The sequence below is a fragment of the Leucobacter alluvii genome, assembly GCF_039530485.1.
GTDB classification, from domain to species: domain Bacteria; phylum Actinomycetota; class Actinomycetes; order Actinomycetales; family Microbacteriaceae; genus Leucobacter; species Leucobacter alluvii.
Genome location: NZ_BAAAOP010000006.1, coordinates 103,992 through 129,467, shown reverse-complemented (window position 1 = coordinate 129,467; position 25,476 = coordinate 103,992). Strand labels below are relative to the sequence as shown.

The 25,476-nt window shown below is 65.2% G+C and carries 20 protein-coding genes; 15 read left to right on the top strand and 5 right to left on the bottom strand.

Going from position 1 to position 25,476, the window contains the following annotated elements; all coding sequences use genetic code 11:
* The first annotated feature begins 17 nt into the window (after positions 1 to 17).
* From ABFX18_RS09125 to ABFX18_RS09105, 5 genes are all read left to right on the top strand, one after another.
* Positions 18 to 1,922: a glycosyltransferase gene (locus ABFX18_RS09125; protein ID WP_090151721.1), complete on the top strand. Its 1,905-nt coding sequence runs from the start codon at positions 18 to 20 to the stop codon at positions 1,920 to 1,922.
* A gap of 99 nt (positions 1,923 to 2,021) precedes the next feature.
* Positions 2,022 to 2,885, top strand: a complete 864-nt coding sequence (gene rfbA, locus ABFX18_RS09120; protein ID WP_211649045.1) for a glucose-1-phosphate thymidylyltransferase RfbA — start codon at positions 2,022 to 2,024, stop codon at positions 2,883 to 2,885.
* A 47-nt stretch (positions 2,886 to 2,932) separates the two neighbouring features.
* Positions 2,933 to 3,667 carry a glycosyltransferase gene (locus tag ABFX18_RS09115; RefSeq protein ID WP_090151727.1) on the top strand — a complete coding sequence of 245 codons (735 nt, stop codon included), beginning with the start codon at positions 2,933 to 2,935 and terminating at the stop codon, positions 3,665 to 3,667.
* Positions 3,664 to 4,104: a DUF2304 domain-containing protein gene (locus ABFX18_RS09110; protein WP_346058098.1), complete on the top strand. Its 441-nt coding sequence runs from the start codon at positions 3,664 to 3,666 to the stop codon at positions 4,102 to 4,104. Before ABFX18_RS09115 ends, ABFX18_RS09110 begins: the two co-directional genes overlap by 4 nt.
* Positions 4,101 to 5,342, top strand: a complete 1,242-nt coding sequence (locus tag ABFX18_RS09105; RefSeq protein ID WP_346058097.1) for a polysaccharide biosynthesis protein — start codon at positions 4,101 to 4,103, stop codon at positions 5,340 to 5,342. Before ABFX18_RS09110 ends, ABFX18_RS09105 begins: the two co-directional genes overlap by 4 nt.
* A 6-nt stretch (positions 5,343 to 5,348) precedes the next feature.
* Here ABFX18_RS09105 and ABFX18_RS09100 read toward each other — a convergent pair whose 3' ends face one another.
* Positions 5,349 to 6,329, bottom strand: coding sequence for a glycosyltransferase (locus tag ABFX18_RS09100; RefSeq protein ID WP_346058096.1), 981 nt, complete (start codon positions 6,327 to 6,329; stop codon positions 5,349 to 5,351).
* Positions 6,330 to 6,422: 93 nt separating this feature from the next.
* Between ABFX18_RS09100 and ABFX18_RS09095 the strand changes: the two genes are divergently transcribed.
* From ABFX18_RS09095 to nhaA, 7 genes are all read left to right on the top strand, one after another.
* On the top strand, positions 6,423 to 7,217 hold the full coding sequence (locus ABFX18_RS09095; protein WP_346058095.1) for a glycosyltransferase: 795 nt from the start codon (positions 6,423 to 6,425) through the stop codon (positions 7,215 to 7,217).
* Entirely contained in the window at positions 7,217 to 9,184 is a 1,968-nt protein-coding gene (locus ABFX18_RS09090; RefSeq protein ID WP_346058094.1) for a DUF6541 family protein, read from the top strand. The genes ABFX18_RS09095 and ABFX18_RS09090 overlap by 1 nt, the downstream gene beginning before the upstream one ends.
* Positions 9,184 to 10,098 (top strand): glycosyltransferase family 2 protein, encoded by a 915-nt coding sequence (locus tag ABFX18_RS09085; RefSeq protein WP_346058093.1) that lies wholly within the window; start codon positions 9,184 to 9,186, stop codon positions 10,096 to 10,098. Before ABFX18_RS09090 ends, ABFX18_RS09085 begins: the two co-directional genes overlap by 1 nt.
* 79 nt (positions 10,099 to 10,177) lie before the next feature.
* Positions 10,178 to 11,179 carry a dTDP-glucose 4,6-dehydratase gene (rfbB, locus tag ABFX18_RS09080; protein WP_090151743.1) on the top strand — a complete coding sequence of 334 codons (1,002 nt, stop codon included), beginning with the start codon at positions 10,178 to 10,180 and terminating at the stop codon, positions 11,177 to 11,179.
* A gap of 2 nt (positions 11,180 to 11,181) precedes the next feature.
* The gene (locus tag ABFX18_RS09075) at positions 11,182 to 12,576 is read left to right on the top strand and encodes a sugar nucleotide-binding protein (protein ID WP_346058092.1); all 1,395 of its coding nucleotides are present in this window, start codon (positions 11,182 to 11,184) and stop codon (positions 12,574 to 12,576) included.
* A 45-nt stretch (positions 12,577 to 12,621) separates the two neighbouring features.
* Complete coding sequence (locus ABFX18_RS09070; RefSeq protein WP_255537064.1) at positions 12,622 to 12,753, top strand: hypothetical protein; 132 nt, start codon at positions 12,622 to 12,624, stop codon at positions 12,751 to 12,753.
* Positions 12,754 to 12,849: 96 nt separating this feature from the next.
* Entirely contained in the window at positions 12,850 to 14,181 is a 1,332-nt protein-coding gene (gene nhaA, locus ABFX18_RS09065; protein WP_200332455.1) for a Na+/H+ antiporter NhaA, read from the top strand.
* Here the strand turns inward: nhaA and glf are convergent.
* Positions 14,178 to 15,317 (bottom strand): UDP-galactopyranose mutase, encoded by a 1,140-nt coding sequence (gene glf, locus ABFX18_RS09060; protein WP_336661714.1) that lies wholly within the window; start codon positions 15,315 to 15,317, stop codon positions 14,178 to 14,180. The genes nhaA and glf overlap by 4 nt on opposite strands.
* Before the next feature lie 121 nt (positions 15,318 to 15,438).
* Here glf and ABFX18_RS09055 point away from each other — a divergent pair, with 121 nt between their 5' ends.
* The 3 genes from ABFX18_RS09055 (at position 15,439) to ABFX18_RS09045 (ending at position 21,565) form a co-directional block, all read left to right on the top strand.
* Positions 15,439 to 17,322: a class I SAM-dependent methyltransferase gene (locus ABFX18_RS09055; protein ID WP_346058091.1), complete on the top strand. Its 1,884-nt coding sequence runs from the start codon at positions 15,439 to 15,441 to the stop codon at positions 17,320 to 17,322.
* The gene (locus ABFX18_RS09050; protein WP_346058090.1) at positions 17,319 to 18,308 is read left to right on the top strand and encodes a glycosyltransferase family 2 protein; all 990 of its coding nucleotides are present in this window, start codon (positions 17,319 to 17,321) and stop codon (positions 18,306 to 18,308) included. Before ABFX18_RS09055 ends, ABFX18_RS09050 begins: the two co-directional genes overlap by 4 nt.
* Positions 18,309 to 18,694: 386 nt before the next feature.
* Positions 18,695 to 21,565 (top strand): cell wall-binding repeat-containing protein, encoded by a 2,871-nt coding sequence (locus ABFX18_RS09045; protein WP_346058089.1) that lies wholly within the window; start codon positions 18,695 to 18,697, stop codon positions 21,563 to 21,565.
* 67 nt (positions 21,566 to 21,632) lie between these two features.
* Here ABFX18_RS09045 and ABFX18_RS09040 read toward each other — a convergent pair whose 3' ends face one another.
* The 3 genes from ABFX18_RS09040 to ABFX18_RS09030 all read right to left on the bottom strand — a co-directional run bounded on the left by ABFX18_RS09040 (position 21,633) and on the right by ABFX18_RS09030 (position 25,378).
* Positions 21,633 to 22,922, bottom strand: coding sequence for a nucleotide sugar dehydrogenase (locus ABFX18_RS09040; RefSeq protein ID WP_346058088.1), 1,290 nt, complete (start codon positions 22,920 to 22,922; stop codon positions 21,633 to 21,635).
* Positions 22,923 to 23,033: 111 nt separating this feature from the next.
* Positions 23,034 to 24,257: a hypothetical protein gene (locus ABFX18_RS09035; protein ID WP_346058087.1), complete on the bottom strand. Its 1,224-nt coding sequence runs from the start codon at positions 24,255 to 24,257 to the stop codon at positions 23,034 to 23,036.
* Positions 24,254 to 25,378 carry a glycosyltransferase family protein gene (locus tag ABFX18_RS09030; RefSeq protein ID WP_346058086.1) on the bottom strand — a complete coding sequence of 375 codons (1,125 nt, stop codon included), beginning with the start codon at positions 25,376 to 25,378 and terminating at the stop codon, positions 24,254 to 24,256. Before ABFX18_RS09030 ends, ABFX18_RS09035 begins: the two co-directional genes overlap by 4 nt.
* Positions 25,379 to 25,476 lie beyond the last annotated feature (98 nt).

The window sequence follows — 25,476 nt, the reverse complement described above, 5'->3', positions numbered from 1 at the left end:
AGAGAGGCTCGTTCCCGATGCCGACCATCCTGCAGAACGTCGTGTTCCCCGTTGCCAAAGACCCAGACGTGCTGCCGCTCTACGCGGACGCCGAGACCTGGACCACGGTGCGGAACCGGCCCGTCCGGCTGAGCGAGAACGCGCACATCGACAACGTGATCTCGCGCGAGAGCATGCGCGTGCGCTCCGGCAATCGCGTCTCGTTCGCCAGCTACTTCAACGCCTTCCCGGCCGCGTACTGGCAGCGCTGGACCGTGGTCGATCGGGTGCAGCTCGAGCTGCGCACCCAGGGGCCCGGCACGATCATCGTCTACCGCTCGAACGCGTCGGGCGTGCAGCAGCGCGTCGATTCGCGGGCCGTGACGGGCGACGCCACCTCCGCCTTCGATCTTCCGCTGCGATCCTTCAGCGATGGCGGCTGGTACTGGTTCGATCTCATCGCGAGCACCGAAGACCTCGAGCTTCAGGGCGGTCGTTGGTCGACGGAGGCGCAGCCGGTCGAGACCGGCAAGCTCAGCCTCGGGATGACCACGTACAATAAGCCCGACTACTGCGTCGGCACGCTCCGCAACGTCGCCGAGAACCCGGGGTTGCTGGAGGGCATCGACCGCATCTTCCTCGTCGATCAGGGCACGCAGAAGGTGCGCGACGAAGCCGGCTTCGACGATGTCGCCGCGGCGCTCGGCGAGAAGCTGCAGGTCATCGAACAGGGCAACCTCGGCGGCTCGGGCGGGTTCGCTCGTTCCATGTCGGAGACACTCGAACGCGAGGATACCGACTTCCTGCTCCTGCTCGACGACGATGTGGAGTTCGAGGCTGAGAGCGCACTGCGCGCGCTGCAGTTCGGCCGCTTCAGCCGCACTCCCGTGATCGTGGGCGGGCACATGTTCGATCTGCTCGACAAGCCCGTGCTGCACGCATGGGCCGAGGTCGTGCGACCGGGTCCGTTCCTCTGGGGCCCGTCGTTCGAAGAGCAGCACCGCCACGACTTCCGCAAGCGCAATCTGCGCCAGACGCCATGGATGCACGCCCGCCTCGACTCCGACTACAACGGCTGGTGGATGTGCATGATCCCGAAGAAGATCATTGCCGACATCGGGTTGTCACTTCCGGTGTTCATCAAATGGGACGACGCGGAGTACGGACTGCGCGCCAGGAACGCCGGCTATCGCACCGTCTCGATGCCCGGCGTCGCGCTCTGGCACGTCTCCTGGATCGACAAAGACGATTCGCAGGACTGGCAGGCGTTCTTCCACACGCGCAATCGCATCATCGCAGGCCTGCTCCATTCCGGACAGCCGCAAGGCGGCAAGCTGCTGCAGAACAGCGGTCGACAGGACATCAAGAAGCTGCTGAACATGCAGTACTATGCGACGCAGCTCGCGGTCGACGGTATGCGCTCGGTGCTGCGCGGGCCGAAGAATCTCCACGCTGATCTCCCGAAGGCGATGCCCGCGGCCCGCGCCACGGCCGCGGATTTCCCGGAGACGCATGTGTTTCGGTCGGGCGACGCCGACACTCCGTACGCGCGTGGCGGCCGCGCCCTGCCGTTACTGAAGAAGCCGAAGGACTACCCCACGGGGCTGCGGCTCGGGGCCTACACGGCTCGCATGGTTCCGACGCACTGGCGTCGCACCGTGAGCGAAGACGACGCGCAGACCCCGGAGCTCGAGTACGCGAAGGTCGATGCGCTCTGGTGGCGCATTCCGAGGCACTCGAGCGTACTCATCGGCGCCGCCGACGGCAGCGGCAAGATGTGGTACCGGCATGACCGCGAGAAGTTCCGTCGACTCCTCAAAGAGTCGCGTGCGCTCGTGCGTGAGATCGAGAAGAACTGGGATCGCCTCGCCGACGAGTACCGCGCCGCGCTCCCCGAGATCACCTCGGTCGCGGAGTGGAAGCGCACCTTCGAGGGACGCTGAAATTCCGCCGGATGCCGGTCACTGGGCGCGGCCGCACAGTCGCCTCCGGCTACAATCAGTGCAATTCTCTCATCCATCGACAGAACGAATCAGGTAGACATGCGCGGAATCATTCTGGCCGGCGGCTCGGGCACCCGGTTGTGGCCGATCACCAAGGGCATCTCCAAGCAGCTGATGCCCATCTATGACAAGCCGATGGTCTACTATCCTCTCGCGACGCTGATGGCCGCCGGAATTCGTGAGGTGCTCGTGATCACCACCCCCGAGTACAACGAGCAGTTCCGGGCGCTCCTGGGTGACGGCAGCGCGTGGGGCATGCGGCTCGAGTACGCGGTACAGCCTTCCCCGGACGGCCTCGCGCAGGCGTTCATCATCGGCGAGGAGTTCATCGGAGACGAAAGCGTAGCTCTCGTGCTGGGCGACAACCTCTTCCACGGCACCGGCCTCGGCACCGCGTTGCGTCACAACAGCGACATCGAGGGCGCCCGCGTCTTCGCCTACCCAGTCTCGAACCCACGGGCGTACGGCGTCGTCGAGTTCGACGAGCAGGGCACGGCGCTCTCGATCGAGGAAAAGCCAGCGCATCCGAAGAGCAATTACGCGGTGCCAGGGCTCTACTTCTACGACAACCGGGTGGTCGAGATATCGAAGACGATCGAGCCGAGCGCGCGTGGCGAACTGGAGATCTCGTCGGTGAACGAGCAGTACCTCGTCGCCGGTGAGTTGAGCGTGCAGGTGTTGGACCGCGGCACGGCATGGCTCGACACCGGCACCTTTGAGTCGATGATGCAGGCGGGTGAATACGTGCGCATCATCGAAGAGCGCCAGGGATTCAAGATCGGGTGCGTCGAGGAGCTCGCATGGCGCAACGGTTGGATCGATGACGCGCAGCTCGAGGAGCTCGCTGGGCCGCTGGTCAAGAGCGGCTACGGCTCGTATCTGAAACGCCTGCTCGAACAGTGAACGGACGGCCCCTGCACCACGGCGCCGTCCGAGGCCGACCGAACCCGATGAACGAGCAGGCTCCGCGAGTACTCGTCATTGTTCCGGCGTGGAACGAGGGCGAGAACGTCGCTGAAACGGTACACGAGATCCGCGCCGCTGACGCCCGCTACGACGTGCTGGTCGTCGACGACGGTTCGGTCGACGACACGGCGAGCGCGGCGCGAGGCGCCGGGGCGAGCGTGCTCGTACTCCCCTTCAACCTCGGTGTCGGCGGCGCCATGCGCGCCGGCTTCCACTACGCCCTCCGTCGCGGGTACAGCGCCGCGATCCAGGTCGACGCCGACGGGCAGCACAATCCGGCCGACATCGCTCAGATCGTCGCTGCGCTCGCCTCGGCTGACATCGCGATCGGCGCGCGCTTCGCCGACGTCGGGACGTACACGGCACGAGGCCCGCGTAAGTGGGCGATGGTGCTGCTCGGGCGGGTGCTCTCCCGGATCGCCCGTACGCGCCTCACCGACGTCACCTCAGGATTCCGCGCCGCAGGCCCCCGCGCGATTCAGCAATACGTCGCCTACTACCCGGCCGAGTACCTGGGCGACACCGTCGACTCGCTCGTCGGCGCCCTGCGCGCCGGCCTTACAGTCACTCAGGTGCCAGTCGCGATGCGACCGCGCCGTTTCGGCCAGCCCAGCCAAGGAGCCGTCGGTTCGACGGTCTACCTGCTGCGCTCGGCGTTCGCGCTGCTCATGGCCGTCACGCGACCGGCCTCCTCGAACGTCAAGGAGCACCAGGCATGATCGCCTTCGGCGCCGCACTCGCGATTGTCATGGTCGCGATCGTTCTCGTACTGCTCTCAAAGCGCCAGCTGAGCGAGAAGTACGCGGTCATGTGGCTCGTGATCGGTATCGCCGCCATCATCGTCACGGTGGTTCCCGGCTTACTCGAGCGGCTCACTGACGCACTTCGCGTGCAGCTGCCGTCCAATCTCATCTTCGGGGGCGCCATCGTGCTGCTCGTGGGCGTCGCGCTGCACCTCTCCTGGGAGCTCTCGCGGGCCGAAGCCGAGATCCGGCGCCTCGCCGAGGAAGGCGCCATCAACCGGATCGAGTGCGAGCAGCTCGCCGAACGAGTCGCAGCGCTCGAGCGGGTCGGAGATCGCGCGCCGCGCTTGGACGATGCGCACGACGCCCCCGGCGACGACGAGGGCCGCCCTTCGTCTGAGCTGCAGCGATGAAGACCGTACTCAAGCGGCTCGCGGGCTTCACCGGTTTTCCGCTCCTCGCCCTCATCGCGCCGTTCCTCCTCCTGCCGATCATCTCCCGCATCCTGGGAGATGGAGGCTGGGCGAACTATACGGCCGGTCAGGCGATCGGCACGCTCGGCGCGATCGGCGTACTCTTCGGCTGGGGGGTGATCGGCCCGGTTCGGATCGCGAAGGCCACCGGCGCCGCTGAGCGGCAGCGCATCTACCGCGTCAGTCTGCACACGCGCCTGAGCATCATCGGCTTGGTGCTGCCCGCAGCGGTCATCGCGACGCTGCTCGTCACGAGCGAAGCCTATCGGCTGGAGTCGATCCTGATGGCGGTGGGCGGAGTCCTCGTCGGACTGAGCCCCAACTGGTTCTGCATCGGGGTTGGCCGCCCGATGCTCATGGGTAAGTACGACGCCATTCCGCGTCTCATCGTCTCGCTTGCGGCAGTGCCCGTACTACTCGCAACTGGGTGGGTGTGGTTTTATCCGGTCACGCTCATCGCCGTGAGCATCGGCTCCGTATGGGCATTCACGCGCATGGTGCTGCGCGGCTCTGAGCGCGAGCGCTATTCTTTGAGGCTCGTGCGCTCCGAGCTTCGCTCGCTGATGCCAACGGCGCTGATCGATTTCACCGGCAACTCCTACGGATCGACGCCCGTTCCGATCTCGACGGCGACGCTCCGTCCCGCTGATGCGAGTTCTTTCAGCTCCGCGGAGCGCCTCTACCGCATCTCCATCATGGCGGTCACCGCTCTCGGAGACGCGTTTCAGGGGTGGGTGCTCGAGCCGGCGGCGACTAGCCCAATCAAACGGCACCTCGCGGCCATCACTGCGCACTCCGCCCTCGGACTTGTCGGCGGTACGCTCATCGCGATCCTCGGCCCTCCGGTGACGGGCTTCGTGTTCGGCGAAGCAGTTGCCGCTACGCACGCCCAGTCGTTCTTCTTCGGGGTGTCGCTGTTCTTCATCTCGGCAACGACGCCGCTGATACGCAATATCATGATCCCGGCTGCGCGCTTCCGTCAGGTTTTCGTGGCGACCGTCGTAGCGGCGGTGATCGGCCTCGCGCTGATGATCTCGCTCGGCATCGCCGGATCGTCCGCCGGAATCGCGGCAGGCCTCGCAGCCTCCGAGTTTCTGATCTTCGCCGTGCTGCTGCCGCCGGCGATCGTCGAGCTGCGCAAGGTTGCGCGCACTCAGCCTCCGAGGGGAGCGGAGTAGCTCGGGTCAGGCGGGGTTGCGCCAGGTGACCTTGCGCGAGCGAGCGGCCACGGCATCAGGAATCTTGCCCATGCGGCGCTTCCTACCGGCACGGCAGCCCGCCCAGAGCACGCTCACGAGCGCTGCCTTGCCACGGCAGCAGTACAGCGCGAAGCAGTAGTGCAGATACTCGCGGAACGTGTCGCGCAGCATGAGCGCGCGATGCGATTGGAGTGAGAGGTACTCGCGGTTGAGCACCATGCGGTTGCGGATACGGTAGTAGTACCGGAATGGGCTGCTCACGGAGATGGAACGCGGATTGCCCCGCTTGTTCTTGAGCGTGCGGCCGAGCACGCGCACGTGCAACTTGTGTCCGAGGCTGTGCGGCATGTCAAGCTTCGGCGCGCAGACCGAGGCGTAACCCGCCCGGATGGCGCGCAGGTAGTACTCGGTGTCGACCGAGTCGATGAAGAAGTCGCCGCGCTGCGGCCCGAGCACTCGGATCACCGCCAATGGCATGAGCAACCCCGACTGAATGGGCTGATACGCCTCGAGGTACCCGTTGCGCTGTGGCATCTGCGTCTGCTTGAACCCCGCGAAGTACTCCGGAGCGACCATACCGACCCGGATCCCCGCCTCGAGGCTGCGATCGTACTGCGCGACGAGTGCCTCGACGAAGCCAGGGGTCACCCTCGAATCCTGGTCGAAGGTGATCACGAGCTCGGGGTCGAAGGCCTCCATCGCTGCGTACCCGCGATTGATGGCATTCGCGATGCCGGCATTCTGCGGCTGCCGTTCGACCCGCACGCCGGCGTCGGCGAGCGCGGTCAGCACCTCATCTGCAGCGGCGCCGCTGCCGTCGTCGATGACGACGACGCGGTGGACCTGCTCCGCGAGGAGGGCGCAGTGCTCGACGAGCGACGCATCAGGCCGAAAGGAGGTGACGATGGCTGCCACTCGCTGTGCCGTGGGCCGTCGTTCCGCATCCAGGTGCTTCGCATCATTCATGATGCGTTTACTCTATCCTGGAGGGTGCTCCGGCTTCCGGAGCCCGGGACACGACCAGCGGCCGCCGCCCGGTCACGAGGAGACGATACGCAAGTGCAGCCGAGAGACCCAGCATCACCCGACCCCGTACCGGGGGTGTCGGTATGCCTGGCGAGCTATCGCGGCGCCGCTTTCGTCCGCGAGCAGCTCGAGAGCATTCTCGGTCAACTCGGGCCGTACGACGAGGTCGTCGTCGTCGACGACGCGTCGCCCGACGACAGCGTCTCCGTGATCCGCGCCATCGGCGACGACCGCATTCGAGTCATCGAGCAGCCGGTAAATCGTGGGTACGTGCGCACCTTCGAGCATGCCCTCGCGGAGGCGCGCGGCGACTTGGTGCTGCTCTCCGACCAGGACGACGTATGGGCGCCCGGTCGCGTCGATGCAATGCGCGCAGCGCTCGAGCACGCCGACGTCGTGGCGAGCAACCTCGACCTGCTCGGTGAGCACCGCCCCATTTCGGGGCCCTTCGGCATTCGCGAGTGGCGGCTGCCGCGTGTCGGCCGCCGGGCTCCGGTGCGCAATACGCTCGGCGTGCTCGGCGGCATGATGCCGTACTTCGGGTGCGCCATGGGGTTTCGGCGATCCTTCGCACATCGGGTACTGCCCTTCCCGTCGTGGCTCACCGAATCGCACGATCTCTGGCTCGCGCTCACGGGGAATCTGGCCGGCCGCATCGCCCACATCGATGACGTCACCACGCTGCGCCGTCTGCACGACCGCAACGCGTCTTCAGCCCGGCCCCGGGCGATTCCGCAGGTGCTCCGCTCGCGTCTGCTCGTACTCCGCATGATCGCGACGGCTCTTCGGCGCCGTGGCGCATCTCCGAACCAGCGAAAGCTCAGCTGATGACAGAGTGGTTCTCCATCGTCCCCGCCTTCCTCGCCGCTTCCGCGGTGATTCTCATCCCAGGGCTACTGATCGGCGTTGCGCTTCGCCTGCGCGGGCTCTGGTTGTGGGCCGCGGCCGGCCCCATCGCCGTGAGCGTCATCGCGATGTCGTCGGTCATCCTGTCACTCATCGGTGTGCGCTGGGGGGCACTCTCGGTGCTCGCTGTCAGTCTCGTCTTCGCGGTGCTGATCGGCATGCTCGTGCGCTTCGTCTTCAAACAACCGGTGATGCGGATCGCCGACTATGTGCCGGCCGGCGCCCCGCTCGGCCTGTCGCGCGGAGCCAAGATCTCGCTCGTCGGAACCCTCGTCCTCGTGAGCGTCATTATGGTGGGGCGGATCGGGCGCGCGATCGGGGCTCCCGACAACATCTCGCAAACATTCGACAACATCTTCCATCTCAACGCGGTGCAGTTCGTGCTCGACCAGGGCGACGCCTCCCCGCTGAAGATCGGACTCATGAACTCACCGATGGGCAACCTCGGCTTCTATCCCTCGGGGTGGCACGCCGTCGTCTCGCTCGTCGTCGATCTGAGCGGCGCCAGCGTTCCCGTCGCGACCAACGCGGCCACCCTGGCCGTCGCAGCCTTCATCTGGGGTGCCGGAATCGTGCTCCTCACACGCACCCTGTTGGGGCGCGGGATAGCGGTTGCGCTCTCCGCTGCCGTACTCTCGGCCGCGTTCCCGGCGTTCCCGATGCTGATGATCGCGTACGGGGTGCTGTACCCGATGTTCCTCGGGTTCTCTCTCATCCCCGCTGCCCTCGCCGTCGTCGTCGGGTTGATCGGGTTCGAGCGGATCCCCACAACACTCGCGCTCCCCACCCGCTGGTTGCTGCTCGCCGGACTGGTGCCGGGCCTCGCGATCACGCACCCGGGCGCGCTCATGGCATTGCTCGCGTGCACAGTTCCCTTCGTGCTGGTCTGGTCGTTCAACGCGATTCGCGATCGCCGACGAGACGGCCGGCCTCGGTGGCCTGTCGTCACAGCGTCGCTGGCGTATCTCGTCGGCGGATTCGCGATGTTCCTGATCGTACGGCCACCGCGCGAGCAGGCCTTCTGGCAGAGCGAGGTCAGCCCGATGCGTGCGGTGCTGCAGTTCGTCACCTCGGAGCTCATGCGCGGCGAGACCCCGTACGTGGTCGGGGCTCTCGTGCTCGTCGGGGTCGTCGTCGCGATCGTGCGGCACGACCGGGTGTCGATCGCGATGCTCGGCGCGTACGGCCTCGCACTGATTCTCTACGTCGTTGCGGCCGGCATTCCGCATTGGGGCTTGCGATTCTGGATCACGGGTATCTGGTACCAGAACATTCCGCGCATCGAATCGATCACCGTCCTTGCGACGCTCCCACTTGCCGTATTGGGGTTGAGCACGATCATTCGCGCCGTCGCGAAACTCGCGGGTGACCGCCGCGTCATCGCCGGAGGGCTGACGCTCGGCATCGCGTTCGGGGTGCTCGCTGCCACCCAGCTCGACCCGGCGATCCAGAAGGCGACCGATTACATCCGCGAGAACTTCGCCTACGCCGAAGACTCAGATCTCATCTCCTCCGATGAACTTGCCCTCCTCCAACGCCTGCCAGAACAGGTGCCGGAAGATGCGACCATCGCAGGCAACGGCTGGACCGGAGCTGGAATGGCGTACGCGTTTGCCGACCGGTGGGTGACCATGCCGCACGTGATGATCGATTTCACGGAAAACACGCTGCTCGTCAACCAAGAGCTGCGCGACGCCGAGCCCGGTAGCGAGTTGTGCCAGGCGATCGCGGACGAGAACATCGAATTCGTGCTCGACTTCGGCGAACGCGAGGTTCACGACAAGGTGCACGAGATGCCCGGGCTCGAAGATCTCGAAGACTCGTCTGCTGTGCAACTCATCGACCATGAGGGCGAGGCCAAACTGTACCGCGTCGTCGGGTGCGACTGATGAGTACGACTCCAGGCGCAGTGTCCCCCGCGATCGACATCTGCATTCCCCATTGGGGCGAGCCCGACTACCTCCGGGAAGCAATCGCGAGCGTCATCGCGCAGACTGACCCGCGTTGGCACCTCACGATCATCGATGACGCATACCCGGGCGACGCGGCGCGCGAGCTCGTCGCGTCATTCGACGATTCGCGCATCGCGTACGTGAAGAAAGAGCACAACGAGGGCATCACGGCGAACTTCCGCAGCTGCGTCGCCGCAGCGTCGACGGGACTCGTTACCGTCATGGGGAATGACGACCAACTTCTGCCCGAATACGTTGCGACGATCCTGCGCGCCTCAGCGGTCGCCCCGGAGGCGGATATCATTCAGCCTGGCGTCCGCGTGATCGACGCGGAGGGCGCCCCCGCGGCCACCCTTGTCGACTCCGTGAAGCAACGGTTGCTGCGACCGCGCGCCACGAGGCCGGTGCTGCTTGCTGGCGACCGGCTCGGGGCCGGACTCATGCACGGCGACTGGCTCTACTGGCCATCGCTCACGTTCCGCACCGAAGCGATCCGCGCGTTCTCCTTCCGCGACGAGTTCGCGGTCATTCAAGACCTCGCGTTGCTCATGGACATGTTCTTCGCCGGCAAACGGCTGCTCGTCGTTCCCGACGAGGTGTTCGCCTACCGCCGGCACGACGAGAGCGCGTCATCGCTGCTGCTGCTCGACGGCAGCCGTTTCGCCGGCGAACGCTCGTTCTTCAGGCTGGCGGCTTCGCTCGCGCAGAGACACCGGTGGCCCCGTACGCGGCGAGCCGCTCGCCTGCATCTCACCTCACGTGCACACGCGCTCAGTCTCGCGCCCGGTGCGCTGCTGCGTGGCAAGCTCGCCGCCGTTGGCCGCATGTTGCGTCATGCCTTCGGCCCATAACCTGAAGCTAGACTGAACTACGCGCACGCCGTGAGCGGGTGCCCGCACCGTCTGACGAACCGATCCCTGGAGGAACTCCGTGGCCCGCAAGATTCTCGTGACCGGCGCTGCCGGCTTCATCGGATCGAACTTCGTGCATTTTCTTGTCGCGAACACCGACGACACGGTGACCGTGCTCGACAAGTTCACGTACGCCGGTAACGCGGCTTCGCTCGCCGGCCTGCCAGAGAATCGCGTCTCCGTCGTGCACGGCGACATCTGCGACGCCGAGCTGGTCGACGACCTCGTCGCGGTGAGCGACGTACTCGTGCACTTCGCCGCGGAGTCACACAACGACAACTCGCTGCATGACCCGAAACCGTTCCTCGATACGAACATCATCGGCACGTACACCTTGCTCGAGGCCGTGCGTCGCCACGGCACGCGATACCACCACATCTCCACCGACGAGGTCTACGGCGATCTCGAACTCGACGATCCGCAGCGCTTCACCGAGTCGACGCCGTACAACCCATCGAGCCCGTACTCGTCGACGAAGGCCGGGTCCGACCTGCTGGTTCGCGCCTGGGTGCGCTCCTTCGGCGTCGAAGCGACGATCTCCAACTGCTCGAACAACTACGGCCCCCGGCAGCATGTCGAGAAATTCATCCCCCGCCAGATCACGAACATCATCGTCGGGGAGCGCCCGAAGCTCTACGGCGAAGGGCTCAACGTGCGCGACTGGATCCACGCCGATGACCACTCCTCGGCTGTGCTGCGCATCGTCGAGGCGGGCCGGATCGGCGACACGTACCTCATCGGCGCAGACGGCGAGAAGAACAACCGGCAGGTGCTCGAGCTGATTCTCACTGGAATGGGTCAGCCGAGCGACGCCTACGATCACGTCGTCGACCGGCCGGGCCACGACCTGCGCTACGCCATCGATTCGACAAAGCTCCGCACCGAGCTCGGTTGGCGACCTTCATTCCCCGATTTCGAGCGAGGCCTCGCCGCGACGATCGACTGGTATCGCGGGAACGAGGACTGGTGGCGCCCGCAGAAGGCCGCAACCGAGGCCAAGTACCGCGAACAGGGGCAGTGAGCATGGCGACGAAACCGCTCAACATCCAGGAGACCTCCATCCCGGGCCTGGTGCTGCTCGACCTGCCCGTGCACGGCGACAACCGCGGTTGGTTCAAGGAGAACTGGCAGCGCGAGAAGATGGTGGGGCTCGGGTTGCCCGACTTCGGCCCGGTGCAGAACAACATCTCCTTCAACGACGCGGCCGGCGCGACGCGCGGCATCCACGCCGAGCCCTGGGACAAGTACGTCTCGGTGGCCACGGGTCGCATTTTCGGCGCATGGGTCGACCTTCGGCAGGGCAACACCTTCGGGACGGTATTCACCGCCGAGCTCGGCCCCGACACCGCCATCTTCGTGCCCCGCGGCGTCGGCAACTCATACCAGACACTCGAAGACGACACTGCTTACGTGTACCTCGTCAACGCGCACTGGAGCGCCGAGGCGCAGAGCGAGTACACATTCTTGAATCTGGCCGACCCGACCGCGGCGATCCCGTGGCCGATACCGCTGGAGCAAGCAGAACGCTCGGGGAAGGATCTCGCGCACCCCGAGCTCCCCGATGTGGTGCCGATGGCGCCGAAGCGCACCCTCGTGCTCGGCGCGAACGGACAGCTGGGACGCGCACTGCGCGAGGTGATTCCTGACGCGGACTTCGCGGCACGGGATCGCATCGACCTCGCCGACCCCACTGCGTTCGACGGCGTGCGATGGGCCGACTACGACACGGTGATCAATGCTGCGGCGTACACGAAGGTCGACGAGGCGGAGACGGAATCGGGGCGCACCGACGCCTGGGCGGCGAACGTCGCGGGAGTGAGCCGCCTCGCGCGCGCGGCGACGGAGCACGGGCTCACCCTCGTGCACGTGTCGAGCGACTACGTCTTCGATGGCACGCACGAGAGCGCCTCGGAGCTCCAGCCGTTCTCGCCGCTCGGCGTATACGGGCAGACGAAGGCCGCCGGCGATGCGGTCGTGGCGACGGTGCCGCGCCACTACGTCGTGCGCACCAGTTGGGTCATCGGGGAGGGCGGCAATTTCGTGCGCACCATGCGCAGCCTCGCTGAGCGCAGCATCGATCCGAGCGTCGTAGACGATCAGATCGGACGCCTGAGCTTCACGCAAGACATCGCCGCGGGGATCGCGCACCTGCTCCGCACGCGACCCGACTACGGCACGTACAACCTCACGAACGCCGGGCCCTCAGTCTCGTGGGCTGACATCGCGCGACGCGTCTTCGAACTCGCGGGGCACGATCCGCACCGGGTCTCCGGCGTGAGCACCGCCGACTACTTCGCAGGGAAAGAAGCGGCGCCACGCCCGCTCCGCAGCACGCTCTCCCTCGACAAGATCACGGCGACCGGCTTCGAGCCACGAGACGCCGAAACCGCGCTCGTCGCCTACCTCGCGGACGCGTAGGAGCCTCGCATCGCTCAAGGCGTGAGGTTTGATATCCTGGGAGGGATGACTTCCCAGGGGCTCCCGCGAACCTTCACTCCGATGGAGTGGATGCTGTCGCACCCCGGCACCAACGGATACGTCTCCTCTTGGGGAGCGATGCTCTCGGGCACCACTCCCACATTCGTCGCAGCCTGAACGGCGCGCGGTCGACGTGGTCTGCACCGCACACCTCGACGTCGCGTTCTGCCGTTCAGAAACGGTCCAGACTGCGAACGAACCAACGGAGACGCTGTGGAATCCACGCCCCCAACACACGACCAGACCGTACCCCGCTACGGAACCTTCTCCGAAGCTCGCAGGATCACGACGATCCTGCGCAAGGAGACCGTCGGAGGCGTCCTGCTCGTCTGCGCAGCCGCCATCGCCATCATCTGGGCGAACTCGCCCGCCGCCGATTCCTACTTCGCCCTCCGCGATTGGGAGATCGGTTACGAGCCGTGGCACTTGCGGCTCAGCCTGGGCGCTTGGGCAGCAGACGGGCTGCTCGCCGTCTTCTTCTTCTTGGTCGGGTTGGAGCTCAAGCGGGAATTCGTCGCCGGCGATCTCAAGCACTTCCGCACGGCGATGCTGCCGATCGCGGCCGCAATCGGCGGCGTCGTCGTTCCCGCCGGCATCTACGCGGCGATCGTCTGGCAGAACCCGGAACTCCGGGCCGGCTGGGCGATACCCACCGCGACCGACATCGCGTTCGCCGTGGCGGTGCTCGCGATCATCGGCTCGAAACTTCCGGCCGCACTGCGCATCTTCCTGCTGACGCTCGCGGTCGTCGATGATCTGCTCGCCATCAGCATCATCGCGATCTTCTACACTGACACGATCGCCGTCGCGCCGCTGCTCTTCGCGCTGCTCGCGATCGCCGTCTACGGGGTGATCGCGCAGGTCTTCCGCGGGTTCTTCAGCACGCGGCCGTTCGCCGCGTGGGTCGTGCTGCTTCCGATCGGCGTCACCGCGTGGGCGCTCATGCACGCCTCCGGCATCCACGCGACGATCGCCGGGGTACTGCTCGGCTTCACCATCCCCGTGCTGCACGCGCGGAAGCACGAGCAGCGCTCCACCCCGGGTCTCGCCGAGGGCTTCGAGCATCGGTTCCGCCCGATCTCGGCGGGGTTCGCGGTGCCCGTCTTCGCGTTCTTCGCGGCGGGAGTCTCAGTCGGCGGCTGGGACGGGGTGCGAGCAGCAGCCCTCAATCCCGTCACGTTCGGCATCGTCGCGGCCCTCGTGCTCGGAAAGCCCATCGGCATTCTCGTCACCACCTGGTTGGTGACGAAGGTCACGCGCACGGCGCTCGACCCAGCACTTCGTTGGATCGACATCGCGGGAGTCGGGCTCCTCGCCGGCATCGGCTTCACCGTGTCGCTGCTCGTCGCCGAGCTCAGCTTCGAGGCGGGTTCGGTCGCCCATGACACGGCCAAGGTGGCGATTCTCGCAGCGTCGGTCGTCGCCGCAGCACTCGCGGCCGTGCTCCTCGGCGTGCGCAACCGCCACTACGGGCGCGTGCAGCGCCGCGATCGGATCGATGCGGACCGCGACGGCGTGCCCGACGTGTATCAGGAGAGCGTTTAGAGCACGTCCGCGAGCTTGTTGTTGTACATGGTGAGGGCCGAACCGATCGCCATGTGCATGTCGAGGTACTGGTACGTGCCGAGTCGGCCGCCGAAGAGCACGCCGTTCTCGCCTTCGGTGAGCTGACGGTACTTGAGGAGGCGATCCCGATCCTCCGGGGTGTTGACCGGGTAGTAGGGCTCGTCTTCGCGCGTCGCGAAGCGCGAGAACTCGCGCATGATGACGGTCTTGTCGGTCGGGTACTCGCGCTCGGGATGGAAGTGGCGGAACTCGTGGATGCGCGTGTACGGAACGTCCGCTCCCGCGTAGTTCATGACGCTCGTCCCCTGGAAGTCGCCGACGGGCAGCACCTCCTGCTCGAAGTCGAGCGTGCGCCACCCGAGCTCGCCTTCCGCGTAGTCGAAGTAGCGGTCGACCGGACCCGTGTACACGACGGGAACGGTGCCGACGACGGCCCGCTTGTTCAGCGGCTGGCTCTCGTCGAAGAAGTCGGTGTTGAGGCGCACCTCGATGTTCGGGTGATCGGCCATGCGCTCGAGCCATGCCGTGTAGCCGTCGGTGGGCAGGCCCTCGTGCGTATCGTTGAAGTAGCGGTTGTCGTAGGTGTACCGCACCGGCAGGCGGCTGATGATCTCGGCCGGCAGGTCGGTCGTCGGCGTCTGCCACTGCTTCGCGGTGTAGTCGCGGATGAACGCCTCGTAGAGCGGTCGGCCGATGAGCGAGATGCCCTTCTCCTCGAGATTCTGAGCCGACTTCGTGTCGAACTCCTCCGCCTGCTTGGCGATGACCTCGCGCGCCTGCTGCGGGCCGTACGCTGCGCGGAAGAACTGGTTGATGGTGCCGAGGTTGATCGGCAGCGGGTACACCTCGTCTTTGAAGTTCGAGTAGACCTTGTGCACGTAGTTCGTGAACGTGGTGAAGCGGTTGACGTACTCCCACACCGTCTCGTTCGAGGTGTGGAAGAGATGCGCGCCGTATCGGTGGACCTCGATGCCGGTCTCCGGCTCCGCCTCCGAGTAGGCGTTGCCGCCGATGTGCGAGCGGCGATCGATCACCACGACTCGCTTGCCGGCGCTCGCAGCGCGCTCGGCGATGGTGAGTCCGAAGAAACCTGATCCGACGACAAGAAGATCCATAGCAACGAGCATACCGGCGGCACCCGCCGACGTTCTGCACCCACCGCAACGAGTGCGAGATACGCGTAAACTTTCAGCGAGCGTCAGATGAACGGCGCAGAAATGAGCAGCACTTTCGGCCATGCCCTTCATAGCGACCCCGCGTGGACTGACCCTCCCCGACCTCTCCGATGACGTGCGTTCCGTCGACGTCCACATCGGCGAACATCGGGTGTGGTCGATCGATCTTCGCGACCGTAACGAAGCCCCGACCAAGGCCCTCCCTTGGCCCCCCGCGCTGCACCCCCATCTCACCGGTTCCGCCGAAGTGGTGCTGCGGCGTTCGGGAGATGACGAGGTACTCGGCGCATCGCGCGTCGCCTTCACTGAAGACCCGCACGAGACGCAGATCGTCGATGCGGAAGGCATTCCGCTGTCAATCAACAAGTGGGGCCGTCTCGGCAAGACACTCGGGGCCGCGAACGCCGGAGTGCAGGAACGAATTCTCGACCGTACCGAGGAGATCATCGCGCACCTCACCGAGATGGGCTTGCGACCCTTTGTGGTGGGGGGCACGCTACTCGGCGGCGTGCGAGAGGGTGCGTTGCTCCCGCACGACGATGACGCCGACGTCGCGTACCTATCGCAACTCACGAATCCCGCCGACGTCGCGCGCGAGGGCTTCGCGGTCGGACATCGGCTGCAGCAGCTCGGCTATGAAGTGGTGCGCCACAGCGCCACCCACATGCAGCTCTATTTTCGAAGCGCATCAGGGTCGGTCGACCACTACGTCGACGTCTTCACCGCGTTCTTCACCGACGATGGCAACATCAATCAGCCATTTCACGTGCGTGGGCCACTGCGCGTAGACCAGATGCTACCGTTCGGCTCGGTGCTGATCGGGGGTCGGCCGTTCCCCGCGCCAGCCGATCCAGATGCATGGCTCGTCATCAATTACGACGAGAACTGGCGCACGCCGATTCCCGGCTACCACCTCGGAACACCTCGCAGCACCTCGCGACGCTTCCAGAGCTGGTTCGGCTCGTTCCACTTCAAGCGCGACTACTGGAACGAGTTCTACGGGGATGCCGCGCACAGCCACGACGGTGACGGCGGCGACGACACCGACACTGACGCTGACGCGAGGTGGCGAACCGGCGCCGATTGGATTCTGCGGCAGCGCGATTCGCTGAACGCGCCGACCGTCATCGAACTCGGGTCGGGCAGCGGCGCCCTCAGCGCGCGGCTTCGCGACGCATTCAGCGACGCTCGCAGCGGCGTTCCCGGCGGCGGCCGGCAGACCCGCGTCGTGGCGACCGATTACTCGACGAACGCGCTCGCCGTCGCGCGATCCCGCGCCGCGAGCCTGGATGGAGGCGGCTTCGAAACCGCGCACCTGAATCTCTATCGCACGCTGTCGCTCGACATCTTCCGCCAACTGCGCATTGCCGGGCCGGTCGACATCGTCGCCAACCACCTGCTCGAGCAGGTGGGGCACATTGCGCGCGCGAACATCCTGCGGCTCATGCGGATGGCGCTGCGCACGGGCGGCACCGCCGTCGCCACGATCTACCGCGAGCATGCCACCGACGTGTCGTTCGATGACCCGACGACCTGGCACCTCAGCACCATCGATCTCGCTCGGGAGGCCCGGGCCTACGGCCTCGCCATCGAGACCGAGGCCATCGCCCCGGAGCCGCACGAACGGGATCGACAACCGTACGGGGTTCGGTTCACACTCGGAGTACCGCCGCCACATCGCAAGGAGATCTCGATGAAGCAACAGATCAAGCGTCTCGTGATGCGCGCCCGCCCCACGGGCGCTCGCGCCCAGCTCGAAGCGCTCACGGAGCGCGTGCATCAGCTGGAGAACGAGCTCGACGAGTATCGTCGGGACAGCCTGCGCGTCGCCGAACTGCTCGACCTCGCCGAACAGCGTCTCACTCCCGAGCCGGGCGATGACGATCACGCCGGCCCGGCGTCGCCCGAATTAGGCACCAGTCACACACCGAAGGCGGAAGCATGACCGAATCCGAATCCGAAGTACATCCGGGCACCCACCCGATTCCGGTGGTCGGCGCCGCGCTCTCAGCGGACGCAGAACGCGCTCGCGTCGCTGCCGTCATCGTGACGTTCAACCGCCTGCCGAAGCTTCCGCAGACGCTCGCGACGGTGGGAGCGCAAACGCACGGCTGCGACTGGATCGTCGTCGTCAACAACGCCTCGACGGACGGCACGCGTGAGTACCTCGACGGGTTGGACGACCCGCGCCTCGTCGTGCTCCACCTCGATGAGAATCTGGGCGGCGCCGGCGGCTTCGAGCACGGCATGGCGCACGGCGTGAACCTCGGGGCAGACTTCGTCTGGATCATGGACGACGACTGCTACCCCGATCCGGGCGCCCTGGCGACGCTGCTCGAGCAGCGCGATGCGTCATCGCGAGCACTCGGGCGCGAAGTGCCCTTCGCGTGCTCGCTCGTCAAGTACATCGACGGCTCCCTCTGCGAGATGAACAACCCGATCACCACCTGGGATTGGCCGCGCGCCTACCTGGCCGGGGTCAAGTCGCTGCTCGTCGTCGAGTGCACCTTCGTCTCGGTGCTCGTTCCGCGCTGGGCGATCGAAGAACAGGGGCTGCCCCTCGGCGAGTACTTCATCTGGTTCGATGACAAGGAGTACACGAAGCGTCTGACCCACGCGTACGGCCCCGGCATCATCGCGCTCGACAGCGAAGTGGTGCACGACATGGGCGTGAACGCCGGCGTGAACTACCGCTTCATCGACGAGAGCAATGTCTGGAAGTTCGAGAAGGGCGCACGCAACCAAGCCTCGTACCGCCTGCACCGGGAGGGGCGGGTCTCGTATCTGTTGTACTACCGGCGGATCTTCCTCGAGATGCGCGAGGGTGGGGTCGCGAAGCCGGTGCGCAAGCGGATGTTCCGGGCACTGAAGGCGGCTCGCGCGTTCGACCCGCAGCCGCGCTTCCCGAACGATCCGCGCTATCAGCGCTGAACGATCACCCACACGAGTAACGCCCCCGCGGATCCGAGTTTGAAGTTTCGGCTGATCGTCGCATAGGCTCCACCTAGCATCGTCGCAACACCGACGCCCGGTCGGCAGCGGATGCGCTTGGAGTCTTCTTGGTGTCATCTGCCCCTCATTCCGCGCGTCGTGCTGTCCGTTTATCCGGGCTCGGGGCAGCATTTGCGGCCCTCGCGCTACTCGCCGGTGCACTGTCACCAGCCGTAGCCGTCGAGGGAAATGCCGAATTACCGCAGCAGACGCCCGGAACTTCCGACCCCGGCAATCTTGCGCAAAGTGAAGCACCCGTCGGCGATCCACTGCTCGAGGGAATGATCGAGCCCATGGACTCCGCGCCCCTCAGCAGCGACGCACGCATGGCGCTCCCAGATATTCCGGTCAAGACCGACGCCGTGACCGCTGCGATCACCGACCCATCCTCCGGGCATAGCTACGTTGTGACTCGCTCGGCAACACCGGCCCGACTCTATATCGCTCCGACGACTTCCGCCGTCGCGACCATCACGAAAGACTTGCCGTTCGGCACCGGGTCCTGGGATTTGGCGCTCAGCGGCACCACGCTCGCGGTCGGCACCAATGCGCCGTCTGGTCAGTCATCGACCCGCTTGCTCGGCTTCAACACGCAAACGGCCAGTTTCAGCTCATCGGTGGTCCTTCCAAGATCGTTGATGGTCATGAGCGTCGTCGAGGACACCGTTCTTGCCGCTCCAGGGAACGGTCGCTGGTTCTGGGTCGGCACCTACCACGCAGCAGGCGCGAAGCTCTTCCGGGTCGACCTCACAGCGGGTACCGCAATCGATTACACGCCCGCCGGAGAGTGGAAAACTCTCCGCTACGTGCGTTCCCTCGCGGCCGATGCGGCCGGTCTCACTGTCGGATTGGGGAATCCAGCCTCAGTCTGGCGATTCGACGGGGCGTCTCAACAAATAAGCAACTGGCCGGAGGCCACACAAGCATTTGGTGGACGTTCCCTCGCTTACTCTGCAGCGGCGACAAACCGGACTGATGGGACAGCACCCGTAGTCGTCCTCGGTTCGGAAGCCGGCGCCTCCCTTTTCGTGGGTTCACCTCCGGGCACCACTCCCGCTTCTGCACAGCGACCGATATATTCGCTCGACGGCAACACCGTGGATCGAATTACGATCGACCCGTCGAACACTAAGGCGTGGTTTGCCGTCCGGCCAGATGCGAGACTCTATTCGCTCGATCTCACCGACCCCGCATCGAAACCGATCGCTCACGGCTCGCCCGAACCAGGCAGTGAGACTCGCTCGCTCCAGGTGATCGACGACAAAGTCCGGGGCGTGACCGGTACTAGCGAGGCCTGGACCTTTAACCCATCAACTGAAAGCACGCTCCCCCGGCGCAACCTCATCTCAGTCAGCCAAGAGCTGCGCGACACAATTCCGCAGGGGGTGGTCGAGTTCGGAGATCGCCTGCTGATCGGCGGTCACTGGCGCTACCAGGTGCACGGCGATCCTTCGGTGCAGCAGATACGCGTGCCCGGGGAGCCTAAGGCGCAAGTCGTCGTCGGCGACAAGATGTACGCGGCAATGTACCCGTCAGCGACGGTCTATGAGCTCGATTCCACGCTTGCCGTGCGGAAAGTAGCGGCGCTCGGGCATGGTCAAATGCGACCCGCAGCAATCACCTACAGTTCGACCTTACAGAAGCTTGCGGTCGCGACCGCGCCGGCTTACGGTCAATACGGCGGCGGTTTGAGCCTCGTTTCTCCTAAACCCGATTCCAAACCGCAGGTGTTCACGTTACCCGTCGGACGCCATCAGGTCTCGGTGATCCGGCCTGTCGAAGACGACTTCTTTCTCGGCACTTCGACGATCGGAGAAGCGCAGCCAGCACTGCCAGGAGAACGCGCTAAGGTGGTCCGTTGGCAGGCCAGGGGCGATGCAGTCACGGGCACCACCGTGTGGAGCACGACACTTCCCACAAATGTGGCGAAGGTCAACGGAATGCACCTCGTCGATGACGAAGCAGGTAGCCAGCTCATTGTCGCGGCTGATCCGGCGACCGGGGCGCGTGGTTGGGTACTCGGGCTCGACCCCGACACCGGCGAGGTGCTCTGGCAACAGCAGGTGAACGGCCCCATCCGTTCAATGCAGGGATCGAACGATTATCTTGCGATGTATCTCTCGTCAACTGTCCAGCAGGTCGGAGTGACGCGCTCTGGAGTTACCCTTACGAACGTCCGAAATTTTGGATCCAGCATCGTCCCTTCCTTCATCTCGCTTTCCGATACGCCGCGAACTGCGCAGCGCATCGCGTATGTCTCGGCAGGCGCGAACGGGGTAGCCGGAGTCGCTGCGCAGCAAACGCCGCGCGTTCCGTCGCGTGTCGACGGGGCCAATCGCTATGCGACAGCCGTAGCGATATCTCGACAATCCTATTACCGAGCAAGCACCGTAGTGCTTGCTCGGGGTGACGATTTCGCTGATGCGCTCTCCGCGGGACCTCTTGCCGCCGCGCTGGACGCACCGATACTGCTCGTCCAACCGGGCGGCACGCTCACGCCCGATACCATCGCGGAGATTGGCAGGCTCGGCGCAACCAGAGCCGTGCCGGTTGGAGGCACTGGGGTGATTCCCGAGTCCATTGCGCTCCAGCTGCCGAGGGGGGTCTCGCTTGATCGGGACCGTCCTCAAGGCGCGAATCGGTACGAAACTTCCGTGGCGGTCGCTAAACGCCTCGAAGCTACGCTGGGCGGAGGAAAACGTGACGTCTTTGTGGCGACTGGACGAGATTTCGCGGACGCGATCTCGGCAGTTCCTGCGGCGATCGCGGAGGGGCGCTCCATTGTGCTCTACGATGACACCGTCCAGGCACGCACGGCAAAGTTGTACATCGCCGGCCGCTCCTTCGATGCGCTCGGAGGGCCAGCGGCAACGGCCTTACGTAAAGCCAGCATGAAGCCGAATCGCACGATCATCGGATCCGATCGCTTCGACACTGCGAGTCAGATCGCCTCCAGCTACTTTGTGTCCACGACCGGCGCCTACATTGCGCCGGGTCTGGATTTCCCTGACGGGCTTACAGCCGGTGTACTTGCCGGTCGAGCCGGGGCCCCGCTTCTCCTCGCACGGCCTACAACTCTGACCCCGCAGACCATTTCAGCGCTGCAGAGCGGACAAGGGTCCCAACGGGTCACCCTCGTCGGAGGCTGGGGCGTACTTCAGCCCCAACTTGAGCAGGCGGTCGCCGACCTCCCATAGCCGGGGCGGTGTGCGAAGAAGGGGTCGCGAACCGCTACTCCCCTCCCGGCCACGGTGCCTCAGCCCGTCAAGCACCGATGACGATGCGCGGCACTCCCGTCCACTTCGCGGGACTCGTCGCGTTGCGTCCGTCTGCGAAGAGCTTGATCTCCGGGAAATCCGCTGGGACGAGCTCGAGGTAGTCGACGTGATCCGCCTGCAGGATCGCCACATCGACCGGATCGCCGATCGTGTGCGCGGTGAAACCGTAGCCCGCCAGTTCCGCGTCGGAGAACAGGGGGTCGTGCACCGTTACGATCGCTCCGCGCTTGACGAGCTCTTCGACCGTCGGGAAGACTCCGGAAACCGCCGTCTCCTTCACACCTCCGCGATACGCGGCACCGAGCACGACAACGCGCTGACCCGACAGATCGCCGATCGTCTGCTCGACGCGGTCGACCACGTACGCGGGCATCGTCGCATTGTAGTTGCGAGCAGTGCGCACGATGTCGGCATCGGGGTCGGTCGACAGGTACAGGCGCGGGTACACCGGAATGCAGTGCCCACCGACGGCAATGCCCGGCCGGTGAATGTGGCTGAACGGCTGCGAGTTACAGGCCTCGATCACTTTGTAGACGTCGATGCCCGCGGTGTCGGCGAACCGAGCGAACTGATTCGCGAGGCCGATGTTCACGTCGCGGTAGGTCGTCTCGGCGAGCTTCGCCATCTCGGAGGCCTCGGCGGTGCCCATGTCCCAGACCCCGTTCGGGCGAGGCAGATCGGTGCGCTCGTCGAAGGTGAGCACCGACTCGTAGAACTCGATTGCCCTCTGCGTACCGGCCTCGTTCAAGCCGCCGACGAGCTTCGGGTACTTCTTCAGGTCGGCGTACACGCGGCCGGTGAGCACGCGCTCCGGCGAGAACACGAGATGGAAATCCGTACCCTCGGAAAGACCGGAGACCTCCTCGATGAGCGGCTTCCAACGACTGCGCGTCGTGCCGACGGGAAGGGTGGTTTCGTAAGAAACGAGAGTTCCGGGCGTCAGGTGCTCGGCCAGGGACCGCGTCGCGGCGTCCATCCACTTGAAGTCGGGCTGCCAGGTCTCCTCGTCGACGAGCAACGGCACGACGAGCACCACGGCGTCCGCCCCGGGAATGGCGTCAGCGTAGTCGCTCGTCGCACGCAGCTTGCCCGCCGGCACCTGCTCGGCGAGCTTCTCGGCGAGGCCGGTCTCCCCGGGGAACGGCTCTTCGCCGCGATTGATGCAATCGACCAGAGCCTGATTGACATCGACCCCCACGACTTCGTGCCCCATCGAGGCGTACTGCGTGGCGAGCGGGAGCCCGATCTTTCCGGTGGCGACGACTGCAATCTTCACGCCGTCGAGTCTAGCTGACTGATCGGTCGGCGGGAGATCGCCACCTGCTTGTGAGAGTTCCTGATCGGCTACCGCGGGTCGGGAGCCCGCAGAAGTGCTATCGTCTTTCGCTTAGCGCACCCGCTCGAATCCCAGAAAATCGTTCATCACGGGGAGCGTGCGCCGACCGGAGTGAATTGCCTTCACAAAGGCGGGCCCGAGAGCCGCGGATTCGCGAATCTCTTCGCGGTTGGCAGCCAGTCGCCGCAACACCTCTTCAATCGTGTCTGGATCAGCCTGAATGATGGGCAGCGCAAGCCCACAGGCTCGCTCCACCGTTTCGCGAACTTCCGGGTCGATATTTCCCACCACGGCACGACCTGCGGCCATGGCTTCACAAGCTGCGGCCCCGTACGATCCGAGTAGCAGCTGATCGATGACGATGTCGGCCTCCGCGACGTGTTTGGGCATCTGCGATGCGGGTACTCCTGCAAGTGCCCGGTACTCGATCGCATCACTTAGACGGTGAACAGCGCGTTCGACGGCAGCGGTGCCTTTGATCCGAGGAGCCGTAGGGGCGTGCAGCACTGCGGGGATTCGGCGCTCACCGGCGGCAACTCCGCCCGCGCTTCCGGCTCGCGACCACTTCTCGGCATCGACCACCAAGGGAAGCCACTGTCCGTTCGGCACATCGTGCACGAGATCCGGGGTCGAGAAGAATACCGGACCATCAAAACGATCCAGAACGCCCTGATTCTGTCGAGCCCGCTTCTCGAGCCTTTCATCCGCTCGATCCATCTGCAGAAACGGGGAGTGTACGCTGCGGGCGCTATGAGCGCGGGGAGAGCGAATGTCCGTTCCATGACAGAGCAAGGCCACGCGACGACCCTGGGACTGATGCCACTCGATTTCCGCTTCGAGTCCCCGCCCGCGCCCCATACCGAGTGTGGACGTGAACGACTCGATGACCACGTGCGTGTACGCGTCGAACGCATCCCGCTGCAGCCTCCTCCACTCGCGCGACCCCACGAACACGGGGGCTAGCACGCGGTCGCTACTCTCGAACCCCAGATCGTTTGGGAACGTGACCGTCAAGTTCCGCGCATTGATGCCCGCATTCGCATGCTCCAAACTTCGGCTCCACCGCCAGGCCTGACCTGCGTAGTTGAACGGGCCGAAGAACACGCGGACTTGGGCGTCCTTGTCGGGTCGTCCGGGAACGGGAACTGCGAGTCCTGCGGCCGCATGACGTTTGACCCAACGGAGCAGGAAGCTGTCTCGCTGCACCATCGCATCCACGAGCGTCAGCAGCCACTCGGGCGCGAACCGCAGCAACGTATTGATCACACCGCTCACGTCGACCGCTTCCCGTCCGAGGCCCGCGACGCTGACCAGGAGGCGCCAGCGAGATCCTTCGCGACCTGGAGGGCCCTCGCCTCCCAGGTGTGCTGACGGCTGGCCGTCCGAACGCGCTGCGCAACGTCCTGCAGCTCATCGGGCTGCGCGAGCAGTTCGTCGAGCTTGTCTCGCAGTGCCCCGGATCCGTAGTCGACGGACCATCCGAGATCGTTGGCGACGACGAAACGTCCCGAGTAGGTGCCTGTGGACGCCAGGATCGGTTTTCCATGACTCACATATTCGAAGAGCTTCACCGGCGCAGCGAAACCCCAGTATTTGATCGGCTCCACGGCAAGCAGACACACGTCAGCATCACGATAAAGGGCATCGAGCTGGGAACCGCTCTGATGCACAAGCTTGACGTTTGCAGCCATGACGTCAGCGTACTCGGCAGATCGGGCCCGCCAATGCGCCTCGGGAATGCAAAGGGTGAGTGACACTTCTGGAGTCTGCGATATCTCGGCGATCGTCTCGCGCAGTCGATAGTTGCTACCGAGACCTCCAACGTAGAGAATTCGGATTCCGCCATGTTCCACCGTTGAGTCAATCTCGCGAGCGTCTCCCCCGGGAGGAAGCGCTCGAATACGCTCTCGGGGAATCATCGGCAGCCACTCCGCCATTTCCAAGGACGGCAGATAGATCCTGAAGCCGCCCCTGCGATACCGTCGCAGGTCCCACCGGTAGAAGGCTCGAAGAATGGCGGAGAGCGGCCACTTCACCGTTTCGGTGTAGATCGGGAACCGCCAGTAGATATCTCGGTAAAAGAGACCGACGGGAATATCGGCTCGCTGACAGAAGCGGAGAAACGCGATATCTCGAGTGAGACTCGTTGCCTTCGTCACCGGCTCACCCAACCCAGTGGGCGTTGTCGCTGCTTCGCTGTAGACGAAGTCGATTCTTAATCCCGCGCGAATCTCACTCTTGAGTCGCTGCATTTGCTTGCGCCTTTCGGCGTGCGTTCCCGATATCTCGTGAACGTTATAGCCGATGGCCTCAAACGCCCGGCGCATGCGAACTGGCCGCAGCGCGCTCGCATTCTTCGGGTCGGAGGCCAACCGGTAGGCGACGTGAAAGATCATCGCCGGCCGATGTATGTCAGACGTCCCCATGCTTCAGAAGAGCCCCTCTTGTCAGATTACGCGGCTCGCTGCCGCGCGCTCACTTTCCCGCGCTAGAC